This window comes from Thioclava sp. JM3, assembly GCF_002213185.1.
In the GTDB taxonomy this organism is placed as follows: domain Bacteria; phylum Pseudomonadota; class Alphaproteobacteria; order Rhodobacterales; family Rhodobacteraceae; genus Thioclava; species Thioclava nitratireducens.
Genome location: NZ_NBOB01000005.1, coordinates 37,305 through 52,381, shown reverse-complemented (window position 1 = coordinate 52,381; position 15,077 = coordinate 37,305). Strand labels below are relative to the sequence as shown.

The following is a 15,077-nucleotide window of genomic DNA, read 5'->3' as shown; positions in this document are numbered from 1 at the left end:
TTACGTCCTTACGATCGCGATCAGGCAGGCGACGACGACTGCCGTCAGGCCGATGCGCAGTTTCAGCCACCAGAGCGGCGTATGACCGAACTTCTGGAACAGCCAGTCGAGCGGCAGCAGGGCGAGGAAGCCGAGAAGCAGCACGAAATTCACCGGCATCCCGAGCGCCACGAAAGCGATGAAGAAGAGGACCGGGGCCACGGCGAGGAAATAGCCCGTCTCCCATTCCGCCCGCGCCGCGAAGCCCCAGAGGCTGCCCGCCATGAAGCAGAAGATCATCAGGCCATAGGCGAGCACGGCTACACGCGGATCGGCGACGAAGGCGAATTGCCCGGTCTGCACCACCAGCACGCCCCAAAGGAACGGGATCAGCCCGGCAAGGCCGAGGATCAGCGCGCCGCCGGGGATTTTCGGACCCATACCGCGCATCACGAGGCTTCCCGCAATACGCGCGGCACCTTGAACTCGATGTCCTCGCGGGCGGTTTCGATCTGGTCGACCGTCAGGTCAAAGCGTTGGCGGAAAGCGTCGATCACCTCGTCGATCAGCACTTCCGGTGCTGACGCGCCTGCGGTCACGCCGACCGTCTTCACGCCTTCCAGCGCGCGCCAGTCGATATCCTCGGCGCGTTGCACGAGTTGCGAATAGGCGCAGCCCGAAGCCTTGCCGACCTCGACGAGACGCCGCGAGTTGGACGAGTTCGGCGCGCCGATCACCAGCAGCGCGTCGATCTGATCGGCCATCGCCTTCACTGCCGCCTGACGGTTCGTGGTGGCATAGCAGATGTCTTCCTTGGCGGGGCCGACGATCTTCGGGAAGCGGTCCTGCAGGGCCTCGACGATTGCTGCCGTGTCATCGACCGAAAGCGTGGTCTGGGTGATGAAAGCCAGTTGGTCGGGATCGCGCGGTGTGATCTTGGCCACGTCTTCGACCGTTTCGACCAGTAGCACCTCGCCTTCAGGCAGTTGCCCCATCGTGCCGAGAACTTCCGGGTGGCCGGCATGGCCGATCATGACCATCTGCAGCCCCTCTTTCGAGTGCCGCTCGGCTTCCTTATGGACCTTGCTCACCAGCGGGCAGGTCGCGTCAACATAGATCATCTCGCGCCGCGAAGCCTCGGCGGGCACCGATTTCGGCACGCCGTGGGCCGAGAAGATCACCGGTCGGTCGTCGGGGCATTCGTCGAGCTCTTCGACAAAGACGGCGCCTTGGTCGCGCAGGCTGTCGACGACGTATTTGTTATGCACGATCTCGTGGCGCACATAGACCGGGGCGCCCCATTTCTCGAGGGCCATCTCGACGATCTTGATCGCCCGGTCGACGCCCGCGCAAAAGCCGCGCGGGGCTGCGAGATAGAGTGTCAGGGAGGGTTTCATCGCGCGCTCCTTTGTTCGGGTTCAGACGTAAAGCTCCACCAGCCTCGCGTCCAGAGGCGATCAGCTTGCAAGCCCGATGGCCTGTGCCGTCAGCCATGCCAGCACCGCGTAGCGTCCCGCCTTCGCGAGGAAGACCAGCGGCAGGAACAGCCACATCGACATCCGCAGGATGCCCGCGACGAGGCAGATCAGGTCGCCTCCGGGCGCCCAGCTCAGCAGCAATAGCCCGATCCCCCAGCGCTCGAACCAACGGTGGCCGCGCGCGAGCTGCGTCTCGTTCGCGGGAAACCATTTGCGATCTTTCCAGCGGGTCACGCCGAGACCGATCGCATAAGTGACGAGCGAGCCGATCGTATTACCCAAGGCGGCGACGAGGATCATCAGCCAGATATTCTGGGTGCCGAGGGTCTGCAGCGCCACGAAAACCACTTCCGACTGGAAGGGGATCGGCGTGGCGGCCAGAAGGGCCGAGACGAAGAGGCCGAGCAGGGAGACGTTTTCGAGCATCAGGGCTTTCGTGAAAAGCAGCCGGGAGAACGATCCCGGAAAAGACGAAGGGCGCGCAGGTGATCCGCACGCCCCTTCAATCACGAATTACGGCCCGCGTCAGGCCCCGGATCAGCTCTCGCTGCCGTCTTCGCCTTCGCGCGGCTCGCGCGGCGGGCGCCCGATAACTTCGCGCAGCGCGTCGAGTTCGATGAAATTATCGGCCTGACGACGCAGTTCGTCGGCGATCATCGGCGGCTGCGAGCGGATCGTCGAGACGACCGAGACACGGCAGCCCTGACGCTGAAGGCTTTCGACCAGCGGCCGGAAATCGCCATCGCCAGAGAACAGCACGATATGATCGAGGCGCGGTGCGAGCTCCATCGCGTCGACGGCGAGCTCGATATCCATATTGCCCTTCACCTTTCGGCGGCCCATGGAATCCGTATATTCCTTCGCGGGCTTGGTAACCATCGCAAAGCCGTTGTAATTCAGCCAATCCACCAGCGGACGGATCGGCGAATATTCTTCGCTCTCCAGGAGGGCTGTGTAATAAAACGCGCGCACGAGTTTGCCGCGGCGCTCGAATTCTTGTCTCAACAGCTTGTAATCAATATCAAAGCCAAGCGCCTTGGCGGCCGCATAAAGATTAGATCCGTCTATGAACAGGGCGAGTCGTTCGTCCTTGTAGAACATACAGTCCTCTTGCACAGGTGGGGTGGACCAGATCGCTCATGTGCCGATACGGAAAGGATTAACCGTATCTCAGTCTTGCACAGGCGGGGAGGGCCGACCAGATTTAACTAGGACATATCGCATTTCGCGAGGGAAACGGAATCTGTCTTTATGGACACTAACTATTTGGTCGCTTTAGGGGCGAATTTACCGAGCCAATATGGGTCTCCTCGCGAAACGCTCTGCGCCGCTTTGGAGCGCTTGGAGCAACTGGGTTTTTCCATGGTGGCAATTAGCCGCTTCTGGTCGACGCCCGCCGTTCCCGCTGGGGCCGGTCCCGACTTCGTGAACGCTTGTTGCAAAATGCGATGCAATTTGCAACCTCGCGATGTCCTCGCGCAACTCCATGTCTTGGAAGAGGAATTTGGCCGCGTGCGGGAAGGCCGCTGGAGCGCGCGGGTCATCGATGTTGACCTGATTGCATCAGAGGAGCAGGTTCTGCCGGATCGCGACGCCTTCTTGCGCTGGCAGAATCTCCCGCAGGACGCGCAGCAGCGCGAGGCCCCGAGCGAGCTGATCCTGCCGCATCCGCGCTTGCAGGACAGGGCTTTCGTGCTGATTCCCCTTGCCGAAATCGCGCCGCTCTGGCCCCATCCGGTGACGGGGCAAAGCGTGATGGAGATGCTTGCAGCGCTTCCGGAAGCGGAAAAATCGTCGATTTCTCCGCTATGAGGGGGGCAAAACCCTGCGGGCGGGGTGGATGGGCGCTTGTGTTTCCGCACTGCAAAGCCTAAGTAGGGCCCTCAATCCGAGTTCTTCTGGAGAGATTCATGGCCCGCGTGACGGTTGAAGATTGCGTTGACAAGGTTCCGAACCGCTTCGAGCTGGTAATGCTCGCTTCGCATCGTGCCCGCGAAATCGCTGCTGGCGCTCCCATCACGGTCGAGCGCGACAACGATAAAAACCCCGTCGTCGCTCTGCGCGAAATCGCCGAGGAGACCCAATCGGCCGAGGATCTGCGTGAGCGTCTCATCGAGAGCAACCAGACCCAGATCGAGGTCGACGAGCCCGAAGAGGACTCGATGGCGATGCTCATGGGTGGCGAATCCCCCGATCGTGCCGTCGAGGACGACATGAGCGAAGAGCGCATGTTGCGCGCGCTGATGGACGCGCAAGGGCGCGAGTAATCCACTGATTGGCCGGAACGAGCGCGAATGATCGACGTCGAAGACCTGATCGCGCTCGTCCGCAATTATAATCCCAAGACCGATGCGGATCTGATCCGGAAGGCCTATGCCTACGGTAAGGACATGCATGAAGGGCAGTTCCGGCATTCGGGCGAGCCCTATTTTTCGCATCCCGTCGCGGTGGCGGCGATCCTGACCGAACAGCGTCTGGATGATGCGACCATCGTCACCGCCCTTCTGCACGACACGATCGAAGACACGCGCTCGACCTATGGCGAGGTCGCCGGGATGTTCGGCGAGCAGATCGCCGAGCTGGTCGACGGCGTCACCAAGCTGACCAACCTGCAACTCTCGAACGCGGCCTCGAAGCAGGCGGAAAACTTCCGCAAGCTGTTCATGGCGATGTCGAAAGACCTGCGGGTGATCCTCGTGAAGCTCGCCGACCGCCTGCACAACATGCGCACGATCCGCTCGATGCGGCCGGAAAAGCAGGCCCAGAAAGCGCGCGAGACGATGGAGATCTACGCGCCGCTCGCAGGCCGGATGGGTATGCAGTGGATGCGCGAGGAACTCGAAGACCTCGCCTTCAAGGTACTCAACCCCGAGGCGCGCACCTCGATCATTCGGCGCTTCGTCAGCCTGCAAAAGGAAACCGGCGATGTGATCCCGAAGATCACCGCCGACATCCGCGCGCTGCTCGAAGACGAGGATATCGACGCCGACGTGTTCGGTCGCGCGAAGCGGCCCTATTCGATTTGGCGCAAGATGGAGGAGAAGCAGCTCACCTTCTCGCGCCTGTCGGATATCTACGGCTTCCGCGTCATCACCCGCACCGAGATGGACTGCTACCGGGTTCTCGGGCTGATCCACCACCGTTGGCGCGCGGTGCCGACCCGCTTCAAGGATTATATCAGCCAGCCGAAGACCAACGGCTATCGCTCGATTCACACCACGGTGTCGGGGCGCGACGGCAAGCGCGTCGAGGTGCAGATCCGCACCCGCCAGATGCACGAAGTCGCCGAGGCAGGCGTCGCGGCGCATTGGTCCTATCGCGATGGCGAGCGCGCGCAGAACCCCTTCGCGGTCGATCCGGCGAAATGGTTGGCCTCGCTGAGCGAGCGGTTCTCGGACCCCGATGGCGATGGCGATCACGACGAGTTTCTCGAGAACGTCAAACTCGAGATGTATTCCGATCAGGTCTTCTGCTTCACGCCGAAAGGCGATGTGGTGAAGCTGCCGAAAGGCGCCACTCCGATCGATTTCGCCTATGCGATCCACACGCGTATCGGTAATAGCTGCGTCGGCGCCAAGGTCGACGGCATTCGCGTTCCGCTCTGGACGCGCTTGAAAAACGGCCAGTCGGTCGAGGTGATCACCGCCTCGGGCCAGCGTCCGCAGTTGACCTGGCTCGATATAGTGGCGACCGGGCGCGCCAAGGCGGCGATCCGCAAATCGCTGCGCGAGGAAGATCGCGACCGCTTCATCAAGCTGGGTCAGGAATTGGCACGGGTGGCGTTTGAGCATGTCGGCCGCCGCGTGACCGACAAGGCGCTGCGCACCGCCGGCAAGGCGCTGGGGATCGGCGATCAGGACGAGGTTCTCGCACGGCTCGGATCTGCAGAACTGGCGGCCTCGGACGTGTTGGACGCGCTTTACCCGGAACTCGCGCAACGCCGCGAAGGCGCCGAGATCGAGCCGACCCGCGCCGTTCTGGGGCTCGCCGCCGATCAGAGCTTCCGCCGTGCCGATTGCTGCCAGCCGCTCCCGGGAGAGCGGATCGTCGGCATCACCTATCGCGGTAAGGGCGTGGTGATCCACGCCATCGATTGCCCCGCTCTCGAAGAGTTCGAGGATCAGCCCGAACGGTGGGTCGATCTGCATTGGAAAACCGGGCAACACCCGCCTGCCTATACCGCGACGCTCAAGGTCACGATCTCGAACGACGCGGGCGTGCTGGGACATATCTGCACCTTGATCGGCCAGCAGAAGGCAAATATTTCGGACCTCAACTTCGTGGAGCGCAAGCCGGATTTCTATTCGGTGCTCGTAGAGGTCGAACTGTGCGATGCGGAACATATGCATCGCCTGCTTACCGCCCTTGAGGCGGAGAGCGACGTGGCGCAGGTGGAGCGGATCAGGAACCTGTCGCGCAAACCCTGACGCACACGGCGCAGGGGGGAGAAAGGACGGCGGCGTGGTCTTCAGGCGGCGCGAAAAAAGGGGGCTTCTGGCCAACCTGCGCGAGGCGATCTGGCCGCGTTCGGGCTGGTCCCGGGCTTTCCAATACGTCAAGCACCGCGTCAACCGACTGCCCGACCGCCCGCATCGCATCGCCCGCGGCGTCTGGGCCGGGGTCTTGGTCTCGTTCACGCCGCTCTTCGGATTTCACTTCGTCAGCGCGGCGGCCGTGGCCTGGATCATGCGCGGCAATATCCTCGCGGCGATCCTCGCCACCTTCTTCGGCAATCCGGTCACCTTCCCGATCATCGCTGTCTTCTCGACGAAGCTTGGGCACAAGATCCTGGGCGACCGGCTCGATCACGGCGGAGAGCCCGAAAGCCTGCTGCAGACCTTTCAGGCGGCGAGCCACGATCTGCTGCATAACTTCTGGGCGATGTTCACCCCCGAACATGCCGAATGGAGCGGTTTGGAGCGGTTCTTCACCGACGTCTGGCTACCCTACTTGATCGGCGGAATCGTTCCCGGCGTGATCTCGGCGACCATCTGCTACTACGTGTCCTTGCCGATCATCACCGCCTATCAGAACCGGCGGCGTAGTCGGCTCAAGGCGCGGCTCGAGAAGATGCGGGCGAAGATCAAGCGCGAGGAAAGGGCGGCGGCGAAGGCCGAGAAGTCCGAGGATTGAACCGATCCGGCTCGCCGCGTCAGCTTTGCGTGCCGCCTGCGTCCGCCGCGCTCAGCGCGTAGCCGCGCCGTTGCGCCCGGCGGCGAAACCGCTCGGCGGCATGGACCGCTTCGCGCAGGTTGGAGAACCAGCGCAGGCAGGAGGCGCCGGTCTGACCTTGCAGCCCCCATTCGCGCAGCACGGTATATTCCCCGAACAGGTTGTCGGAGACTTCCACGCGATAGAACCGTCGCGATGTCGGCGTGTGTAGAAGGAGATTGAGCATGGCAGTGCCCCTGTATCCCGATTTCGTGAAGTGAATCAGAGCGGAGCGGTTTTGGCCAGCAAAAAGAGGTTAATGCCTTGCTGCCCGCAGCGCGGGCTATGTCCTCAGCTCCAGCGGACTTCGCCCAGGAAGATGTACCCCGCGCCGTATATCGTTTTGATAAGGCGTGGGTTTTTCGGATCTTCGCGAAGCTTCGTGCGCAGCCGAGAGATCCGCACATCCATCGCCCGGTCGAAGCTCTCGCCCGCCGCGCCGCCCAAGCTTTCCTGCATCTGCGCACGGGTGATAAGCCGGTTCGGGCTTTCGAGAAACAGCCGCAGCACTTCCCCCTCGGCATGGGAGAATGAGGTTTCGGCCCCATCTTCCGCGACGAGGAGGTAGCGGTCGAAATGCGCGGTCCAGCCTGCGAAACGGGCGGTTTGCGCGTGCGCGGGACTTTCGCTCCGCCCCTTGCGCAGGCGGGCGCGGATGCGCGCCACGACCTCGGCGGGATCGAAGGGCTTGATGATGTAATCATCCGCACCAAGCTCCAGCCCAGTCACCCGGTCCTGCACCTGCGCGCGGCCCGAGATGATGATGATCGCAGCGCCGGATTCCAGCGCCAGCCGATGCACCAGCGCCAGCCCGTCGCGATCAGGTAGCCCCAGATCGACGAGGCAGACATCCGGCGAAGAGCGCTTCAGCCCAACTTCGAACTCGGTCGCGCGGGCATAGCAGGTCGTGCGAAACCCGGCCTCTTCGAGCGCATCGGAGAGCATCCGGCGAATTTCGGGCTCGTCGTCGAGGATCGCGACAAGGGGGTGGTCGGCACTCATCGAGGCACTCCCGCAAGCAACGCCGCAAGCTGCGCGGCGGTAAAGGGTTTCTGAAGGACCGGGCAGGGGGCCTGCGCGCGCAGCGCATCGCCCGGTGGCAGCGAGGTCATCAGGATCATTGGAACCTGATCGCCGATACTGCGGGCAAGATCCACCCCGCTGCGCGGTCCGGGCAGCTGGATATCCGACAGGACCAGTTCAATGTCGGGCAGGTTCAGAAGCGCCTCGGCCTCGGCGATCGTACCCGCCTCTACGACCGTATGGTCGAGGGCGCGGAGCATGTCTCGGGTGCTGGCGCGGATGTCCTCGTCATCCTCGACCAGCAGAACCATCATCGGGTCGGCTTGCCGGGCGGCGGCTTTCAGCGGTAGCCGCATCGTTACGCGCGCTCCGTCCTCGGTGTTCTCCAGCCGCAGCGTGCCGCCCGCGAGCTTGGTCTGGTCATAGACCATCGACAGGCCGAGCCCGGAGCCCTCCTTGCCCTTCGTCGTGAAGAACGGGTCGAGCGCGTGTTCGAGCGCCTCGTCCGAGAAGCCTCCGCCCTGATCGGTGACGGTGATCTCGACCCAGGTGTCGCGCACTGCGCGGGCCTCGATACTGATCGTGCCGCCCTTCGCCCGCATTGCGTGATTGGCGTTCAGGATCAGGTTCAGAAGGCTGTCCTGCAGCGGCCCGGGATCGAGCAGGATCGGGTCGCTCAGACCGTTATTGGCGAAGTCGAGCGTCACCGGATCGTGCAGCGTCGGCCCCGCCATCGCGGCGAGATCGTCGAAGAGATCGTCCAGCACCACCGCCTGCGGGCGCAGCTCGCGCGGGCCCGAGATCGCGGCGATCCGGTCGAGAAGCGTGCCGCCGCGCCGCGCCGCGCCAAGGGTCGCGCGGATCGCCTCCTGCGCCTCCGCAGGCAGCCCCTCCATCCGTTCGAGCCGCCCCTGCAACCCGAGGATGATCGTCAGCAGATTGGCGAAATCATGCGCCAGCCCCGAGGACAGCTGCGCGGCCAATTCGCGCTTCGCCGTTTGCGCCAGCGCCGCGCGGACCTGCGCTTCGTGCGTGACATCGGTGGAGAGGATATAGATCCCGGTTACCTTGTCTTCGCCCGCGAGATCGGGGGTCAGCGCCACGCGGATGCGGCGGCCCGACGGGTCATGGGTGATCTCGACCACGCTCGCCTCGCCGGCAAGCGCGCGGCGAAAGCAGGGGGTGATCTTGCGATAGGTCTCTGGGCCGAGCGCCTCGCTCGCATGGTGGCCGACCGCATTGGCGAGCGAGCCGGGCATCACGGTTGACAGACGCCGGTTGGAATAGGTGTAGATCAGGTCGCGATCGACCCGCGCGATATGGGCAGGCATCATCTCGGTCACCTGCCGGGTGCGGGCCTCGGTGATGGCCAGTTGGCGCGAGGTTTCCTCCAGCGCCATGTTGGTCGCGGCGAGTTCGCGGTTCGCCGCCGCGAGCGCCTCGGCATGGTCGAGGAGCTGACCCGACAACTCTTCGGATCGCGCGCGCAACAGTGCCTCCTGCCGCTTCACCGGCGTGATATCGGTATAGACCGTGACCCAGCCGCCTTCGGGCAGAGGCGCGCCCTCGACCGAGATCGTGCGCCCATTCGCGCGTTGCCGCTCCATGTAATGGGCCTCGAAGGCGCGCGCGGTCTCGACCCGTTCGCGGACGGCGGCCTCGATATCGTCCACCTCGCCGTATTCGCCCCGCGTCACGAGGAAGCGAATCGTATCCTCGAAGGTGGTGCCGGGTCGGGTCAGCGCATCGGGCAGGTCGAACATGAGCTGGTATTGCCGGTTCGACACGGCCAGCCGCAGATCGCTGTCGAAGATCGACAGCGCCTGTCCGATGAGGTTCAGCCCCGCCTGTGTCAGCCGCTCGCGGCTTGTTTCGCTCACCTTGCCCCTCCCGCTCCTTGGCTTTTGCTACCACCGGCGGACGGCGCGGCAAAGCGCGTTTCGCTGCGCAGCGAAGTCGTAAGAATTCGTTACAATCACGAAAAGATCACGAAAACTTTGACAGAGACTGTCGAGCCATGCCGAACTGTGCGCGGAGGAGCGCCCAGAGCGGTCGAGGGACGCCGGACATACCGGCGCGAGGGAGGAAAATTTGGCTGACGCAGTCGCGAAGGGGCAGGACTCTGCCCAATCGATTCCTGCGCTATTGGCGCGGAACGTGGCCCGATACGGTGGCTACCCCGCCTATCGCGAAAAGGAATTCGGGATCTGGCAGAGCTGGAGCTGGGCCGAAGCGGCCGAGGAAATCCGCGCCATGGCGCTGGGTTTCCTGAGCCTCGGCGTGGAGCGGGGCGATCATGTCGCCATCATCGGGCGCAACCGCCCCATGCATTACTGGTCGATGGTCGCGGCGCAGATGTGCGGCGCGATTCCGGTGCCGCTCTATCAGGACGCGGCGGCCGAAGAGATGGCCTATGTGATGGAGCATTGCGGCGCGCGCTTCGTCGTCTGCGGCGATCAGGAGCAGGTCGACAAGATCGTCGAGATCGAGGACCGCATCCATGCAATCACCCATGTCACCTACACCGACAAGCGCGGCATGCGGAAATACGACCACTCGCGGATGAACGCGCTGGAGGACGTGCAGGCCGAAGGCCGCGCGGGCCATTCGCGCTACGAGGCCGAGCTCGACAAGCGCATCGCCGAGCTGACCTATGACAGCACCTGCGTGATGCTCTACACCTCGGGCACGACGGGCAAGCCGAAGGGCGTGGTCCTGTCGAACCGCAACATCATCGAGACTGCGAAGGCGTCCTCGGAATTCGACCACCTGAACCATAATGACGAGGTTCTGGCCTACCTGCCGATGGCATGGGTGGGCGATTTCATCTTCTCGATCGGGCAGGCCTATTGGTCGGGCTTCACCGTGAACTGCCCGGAAAGCCCCGAGACGATGATGATCGACCTGCGTGAGATCGGGCCGACCTATTTCTTCGCGCCGCCGCGGGTCTTCGAGAACCAGCTGACCTCGGTGATGATCCGCATGGAAGATGCGGGCAAGCTGAAGAAGAAGCTGTTCGACCATTACATGAAGGTCGCGCGCGATGTCGGCCCCGACATTCTCGATGGCAAGCCCGTCAGCTTCGGCAAGAGGATGTCCTATGCGCTGGGCAATCTCTTCGTCTATGGCCCGCTGAAGAACACGCTGGGCTTCTCGCGCATCCGCGTGGGCTACACGGCGGGCGAGGCGATCGGGCCGGAGATCTTCTCCTTCTACCGCTCGCTCGGGATCAACCTGAAGCAGCTCTACGGCCAGACCGAGGCGTCGGTCTTCATCACCCAGCAGCCCGATGGCGAAGTCCGCGCCGATACGGTGGGCGTGCCGTCGCCGGGCGTCGAGGTGAAGATCGCCGACAATGGCGAGGTTTTCTATCGCAGTCCCGGCACCTTCGTGGAGTATTACAAGAACCCGGAAAGTACGGCCTCGACCAAGGATCCGGAAGGCTGGGTCGCAACGGGCGATGCGGGCTTCTTCGAGGAAGATACCGGGCATCTGCGGATCATCGACCGCGCCAAGGATGTGGGCAAGATGGCCGACGGTCGCCTGTTCGCGCCGAAATATGTCGAGAACAAGCTGAAGTTCTACCCCTCGATCCTCGAGGCGGTGGTGTTCGGCGCAGGGCGCGATCGCTGCACGGCCTTCATCAATATCGACCTCACGGCGGTCGGCAACTGGGCCGAACGCAACAACATCTCCTACGCCTCCTACCAGGAGCTTGCGGGCCACCCGCGCGTCTACGAGATGATCCGCGAACACGTCGAAGAGGTGAATGAAAGCATCGCCGAAGACCCGATGCTCTCGGGCTGTCAGGTCCATCGCTTCCTGATCCTGCACAAGGAACTCGACGCCGATGACGGCGAGATGACCCGGACCCGCAAGGTGCGCCGCAACGTGATCGGCGAGAAATTCGCCGACCTGATCGCGGCGCTCTATGACGGGCGCGACGAGATCTACACCGAAACGGAAGTGACCTACGAGGACGGGCGCAAGGGCTCGATCAAGGCGACGCTGAAGATCGCCGACGCGAAGGTCGTGGCCCCGAAACAGATGGCGGAGGCGGCGGAATGAAAGACATGCAAGACGGATACGTCACTGCCGACGGCCGCCAGATCGGCGGGGTCATCATGGAGATGAAGAACATCACGCTGCGCTTCGGCGGGGTGGTGGCGATCAAGGATATCTCCTTCGACATCCGCGAGGGCGAAATCCGCGCGATCATCGGTCCGAACGGCGCGGGGAAATCCTCGATGCTGAACGTCATCTCGGGCTTCTATATCCCGACCGAGGGCGAGGTGTTCTACAAGGGCATCAAGCGCGGGCCGATGAAACCCTATCAGGTCGCGCGTCTCGGTATCGCACGCACCTTCCAGAACATCGCGCTGTTCGACGGCATGTCGGTGCTCGACAACATCATGACCGGCCGGCTGACCCATATGAAGAAGGGTCTCGTGTCGCAGGCGGGTTGGTGGTGGACCGGTGCCGCCGCCGAGGAACACGAGAACCGCGAGAAGGTCGAGAAGATCATCGACTTCCTCGAGATCCAGAATATCCGAAAAACGCCGGTGGGGCGTCTGCCTTACGGCCTGAAGAAGCGGGTGGAACTGGCGCGCGCGCTTGCCGCGGAGCCGAAGATCCTGCTGCTCGACGAGCCGATGGCCGGGATGAACGTCGAAGAGAAAGAGGACATGAGCCGCTTCATCCTCGACGTGAACGACGAATTCGGCACCACCATCGTCCTGATCGAACACGATATGGGCGTCGTGATGGATCTCTCCGACCGCGTGGTCGTGATGGATTACGGCAAGAAGATCGGTGACGGCTCGCCCGACGAGGTGCGCAACAATCAAGACGTGATCGACGCCTATCTGGGGGTGGCCCATGACTGAGACCATCCGCTTCGCAATTCAGACATCGGAGGCGCGTCATGCCTGATATCGTTCTCTACGCCGCCGAGGTGACGCTGAACGGCCTGATGGCCGGGGTGCTCTACGCGCTCGTGGCTCTGGGCTTCGTGCTGATCTTCAAAGCTTCCGGCATCTTCAACTATGCGCAGGGCGTGCTCGCACTCTTCGCGGCGCTGACGCTGGTCGGCATCCAGAAGGGTCAGGTGCCCTTCGCTCATCTCATCAACGCGATGACGGGCAATCACTACACGAACTTCCCGTGGGAGATTCCGGCGATCGTCGCGATACTGCTTGCGGCGGGCGTGATGGTGATCCTCGCGATCATCATCGAAAAGCTGGTGCTCAAGCATCTGGTCAACCAGGCGCCGATCATCCTCTTCATGGCGACAATCGGGATGGCCTATTTCCTCGAAGGCTTCGGGGACGTGATGTGGGGCTCGGACATCAAGACGCTCGATGTGGGGCTGCCGCAGGGCATCAACGAGACCATCGACACCGTCACCTACAACATGTTCGGCTACGGCTTCTTCATCGACAATCTCGATATCGTCGCGGCCATCGTCGCGGTGCTGCTGGTGGCCGCGCTGACCGTGTTCTCGCAATACTCCAAGCAGGGCCGGGCGTTGCGTGCCGTGGCAGACGATCACCAGGCCGCGCTTTCGGTCGGGATCTCGCTGCGCTTCATCTGGATCCTCGTCTGGTCCATCGCAGGCTTCGTCGCGCTGGTCGCGGGCATCATGTGGGGCTCGAAATCGGGCGTGCAGTTTTCGCTTTCGCTGATTGCGCTCAAGGCGCTGCCGGTGCTGATGCTGGGCGGCTTCACCTCGATCCCCGGCGCTATCGTCGGCGGTCTGATCATCGGTGTGGGCGAGAAACTGTTCGAACTGCTGATCGGGGCGCCCTTCCTTGGCGGCGCGACCGAGAACTGGTTCGCCTATGTCCTCGCGCTCGTCTTCCTCGTGTTCCGGCCGCAGGGTCTGTTCGGCGAGAAGATCATCGAGAGGGTCTGACCGATGATCACGATGCTGTCACGGCAAGGTGAGAAAAATCTTGATCGCATCGCAGGGGTGCGACAAGCTGCCGCATATCGTGGCGTCAACGGGAGGGGAGCCCAGTGTCGTCGCGCTGATGTGACGATCATTGGGAGGACCGTTACCGATGAAGACCTGCGCAACCGTGTTCACGATTGGCTGGGGAGCTGCGCTCGCGTTCGGATGGATCGCGCTGGCCGCGCCGCCGGAAGAACCGACCACCTTGCAAACACTGAATATCGTGCTGGCCGCCCTGGGGGCGGGTGCCGGGCTCTGGGCCTGGGTGAGGATTCGGCGCGGCGACTGCTGACGGGGGACGACGCGCTCTCCCTGGCGAAAGGGAGAGGCTGATGTTTTACCGCGAAGCAGGTGATTTCAAGACATCCTACCGGGAGGACAGCCAGACCTTCCCGATCAAGTTCGACCGGCTGCGCTATTACGCGGTGCTGGTGGTCGCTTTCGGGATCGTGCCGCTGTTCATCAACGACTACTGGGCGAACGCGGTCGCGGTGCCCTTCCTGATCTACGCCATCGCGGCGATCGGGCTGAACATCCTCGTGGGCTATGCCGGGCAGGTCAGCCTTGGCACCGGCGGCTTCATGGCGGTGGGCGCCTATTCCGTCTACAAACTGATGACGGCCTTCCCGGATATCAACATCTTCTTCCACGTGATCATCGCGGGGTTCATCACGGCAGCAGTCGGCGTGATTTTTGGCCTGCCGAGCCTACGCATCAAGGGTTTCTACCTCGCGGTGGCGACGCTGGCGGCGCAGTTCTTCCTCGTCTGGCTCTTCAACAAGGTGCCGTGGTTCTACAATTACTCGGCCTCGGGTCAGATCAACGCGCCCGAGCGCACCGTGTTCGGCGTCTTCGTGACTGGCGCGCAGACCTCGGCGATGGCGAAATACATGTTCTGCCTCGTGATGCTGACGCTGGTGGCGCTGGTCGCGCGCAACCTGACGCGTGGCACCGTGGGGCGAAAATGGATGGCGATCCGCGACATGGATATCGCCGCCGAGATCATCGGGGTGAACCCGCTGACGACGAAACTGTCGGCCTTCGCGGTCAGCTCCTTCTTCATCGGCATCGCGGGTGCTCTGTTCTTCGCGGTCTACCTTGGCGCGGCGGAAGTGGGCGAAGCCTTCGGCATCCAGAAGTCCTTCCTGATCCTTTTCATGGTGATCATCGGCGGTCTGGGCTCGATCTTCGGCTCGTTTGCGGGTGCTGCCTTCCTCGTGCTGCTGCCGGTCTTCCTCAAGAACGTGCTCGTCGGCACCTTTGGTTGGCCCACGGATCTCGCCGCGCATATCGAGCTGATGATCGTGGGCGGGCTGATCGTGGCCTTCCTGATCGCGGAACCGCATGGCCTCGCACAGCTCTGGCGCGTCGCGAAAGAGAAACTCCGGCTTTGGCCCTTCCCGCACTGAGGGCCGGGCCGCCCAACACAAAGA

16 protein-coding genes are annotated in these 15,077 nt (G+C 63.0%); 9 read left to right on the top strand and 7 right to left on the bottom strand.

Annotated features, from left to right (window positions below; genetic code table 11):
* The 4 genes from B6V73_RS10190 to B6V73_RS10175 all read right to left on the bottom strand — a co-directional run bounded on the left by B6V73_RS10190 (position 1) and on the right by B6V73_RS10175 (position 2,558).
* Entirely contained in the window at positions 1 to 429 is a 429-nt protein-coding gene (locus tag B6V73_RS10190; RefSeq protein ID WP_077701026.1) for a DUF3429 domain-containing protein, read from the bottom strand.
* The gene (ispH, locus tag B6V73_RS10185; protein WP_075775401.1) at positions 429 to 1,376 is read right to left on the bottom strand and encodes a 4-hydroxy-3-methylbut-2-enyl diphosphate reductase; all 948 of its coding nucleotides are present in this window, start codon (positions 1,374 to 1,376) and stop codon (positions 429 to 431) included. Before ispH ends, B6V73_RS10190 begins: the two co-directional genes overlap by 1 nt.
* A gap of 60 nt (positions 1,377 to 1,436) precedes the next feature.
* On the bottom strand, positions 1,437 to 1,883 hold the full coding sequence (locus tag B6V73_RS10180) for a YqaA family protein (protein WP_088725175.1): 447 nt from the start codon (positions 1,881 to 1,883) through the stop codon (positions 1,437 to 1,439).
* 111 nt (positions 1,884 to 1,994) lie between these two features.
* On the bottom strand, positions 1,995 to 2,558 hold the full coding sequence (locus tag B6V73_RS10175; protein WP_075775403.1) for an NYN domain-containing protein: 564 nt from the start codon (positions 2,556 to 2,558) through the stop codon (positions 1,995 to 1,997).
* 150 nt (positions 2,559 to 2,708) lie between these two features.
* Here B6V73_RS10175 and folK point away from each other — a divergent pair, with 150 nt between their 5' ends.
* The 4 genes from folK to B6V73_RS10155 all read left to right on the top strand — a co-directional run bounded on the left by folK (position 2,709) and on the right by B6V73_RS10155 (position 6,590).
* On the top strand, positions 2,709 to 3,269 hold the full coding sequence (gene folK / locus B6V73_RS10170) for a 2-amino-4-hydroxy-6-hydroxymethyldihydropteridine diphosphokinase (protein WP_088725174.1): 561 nt from the start codon (positions 2,709 to 2,711) through the stop codon (positions 3,267 to 3,269).
* Between the two features lie 98 nt (positions 3,270 to 3,367).
* Positions 3,368 to 3,724 (top strand): DNA-directed RNA polymerase subunit omega, encoded by a 357-nt coding sequence (rpoZ, locus tag B6V73_RS10165; RefSeq protein WP_075775405.1) that lies wholly within the window; start codon positions 3,368 to 3,370, stop codon positions 3,722 to 3,724.
* A 27-nt stretch (positions 3,725 to 3,751) separates the two neighbouring features.
* Positions 3,752 to 5,884 carry a bifunctional (p)ppGpp synthetase/guanosine-3',5'-bis(diphosphate) 3'-pyrophosphohydrolase gene (locus tag B6V73_RS10160; protein ID WP_075775406.1) on the top strand — a complete coding sequence of 711 codons (2,133 nt, stop codon included), beginning with the start codon at positions 3,752 to 3,754 and terminating at the stop codon, positions 5,882 to 5,884.
* A gap of 34 nt (positions 5,885 to 5,918) precedes the next feature.
* On the top strand, positions 5,919 to 6,590 hold the full coding sequence (locus B6V73_RS10155; protein WP_075775407.1) for a DUF2062 domain-containing protein: 672 nt from the start codon (positions 5,919 to 5,921) through the stop codon (positions 6,588 to 6,590).
* 19 nt (positions 6,591 to 6,609) lie between these two features.
* Here B6V73_RS10155 and B6V73_RS10150 read toward each other — a convergent pair whose 3' ends face one another.
* The 3 genes from B6V73_RS10150 to B6V73_RS10140 all read right to left on the bottom strand — a co-directional run bounded on the left by B6V73_RS10150 (position 6,610) and on the right by B6V73_RS10140 (position 9,571).
* Positions 6,610 to 6,855 (bottom strand): WGR domain-containing protein, encoded by a 246-nt coding sequence (locus B6V73_RS10150; protein ID WP_075775408.1) that lies wholly within the window; start codon positions 6,853 to 6,855, stop codon positions 6,610 to 6,612.
* Between the two features lie 104 nt (positions 6,856 to 6,959).
* Positions 6,960 to 7,670 (bottom strand): response regulator transcription factor, encoded by a 711-nt coding sequence (locus tag B6V73_RS10145; RefSeq protein WP_088725173.1) that lies wholly within the window; start codon positions 7,668 to 7,670, stop codon positions 6,960 to 6,962.
* The gene (locus B6V73_RS10140; RefSeq protein WP_088723097.1) at positions 7,667 to 9,571 is read right to left on the bottom strand and encodes a PAS-domain containing protein; all 1,905 of its coding nucleotides are present in this window, start codon (positions 9,569 to 9,571) and stop codon (positions 7,667 to 7,669) included. The genes B6V73_RS10145 and B6V73_RS10140 overlap by 4 nt, the downstream gene beginning before the upstream one ends.
* 211 nt (positions 9,572 to 9,782) lie before the next feature.
* On the opposite strand from B6V73_RS10140, the gene B6V73_RS10135 reads away from it, so the two are divergent.
* The 5 genes from B6V73_RS10135 (at position 9,783) to B6V73_RS10115 (ending at position 15,053) form a co-directional block, all read left to right on the top strand.
* Positions 9,783 to 11,759 carry a long-chain fatty acid--CoA ligase gene (locus tag B6V73_RS10135; protein ID WP_088725172.1) on the top strand — a complete coding sequence of 659 codons (1,977 nt, stop codon included), beginning with the start codon at positions 9,783 to 9,785 and terminating at the stop codon, positions 11,757 to 11,759.
* The gene (locus B6V73_RS10130; RefSeq protein ID WP_088719801.1) at positions 11,756 to 12,577 is read left to right on the top strand and encodes an ABC transporter ATP-binding protein; all 822 of its coding nucleotides are present in this window, start codon (positions 11,756 to 11,758) and stop codon (positions 12,575 to 12,577) included. The genes B6V73_RS10135 and B6V73_RS10130 overlap by 4 nt, the downstream gene beginning before the upstream one ends.
* A gap of 38 nt (positions 12,578 to 12,615) precedes the next feature.
* Entirely contained in the window at positions 12,616 to 13,605 is a 990-nt protein-coding gene (locus tag B6V73_RS10125) for a branched-chain amino acid ABC transporter permease (RefSeq protein WP_075775413.1), read from the top strand.
* Between the two features lie 148 nt (positions 13,606 to 13,753).
* Positions 13,754 to 13,936 (top strand): hypothetical protein, encoded by a 183-nt coding sequence (locus tag B6V73_RS10120; protein ID WP_075775414.1) that lies wholly within the window; start codon positions 13,754 to 13,756, stop codon positions 13,934 to 13,936.
* A 40-nt stretch (positions 13,937 to 13,976) separates the two neighbouring features.
* Positions 13,977 to 15,053 (top strand): branched-chain amino acid ABC transporter permease, encoded by a 1,077-nt coding sequence (locus B6V73_RS10115; RefSeq protein WP_075775415.1) that lies wholly within the window; start codon positions 13,977 to 13,979, stop codon positions 15,051 to 15,053.
* Positions 15,054 to 15,077 lie beyond the last annotated feature (24 nt).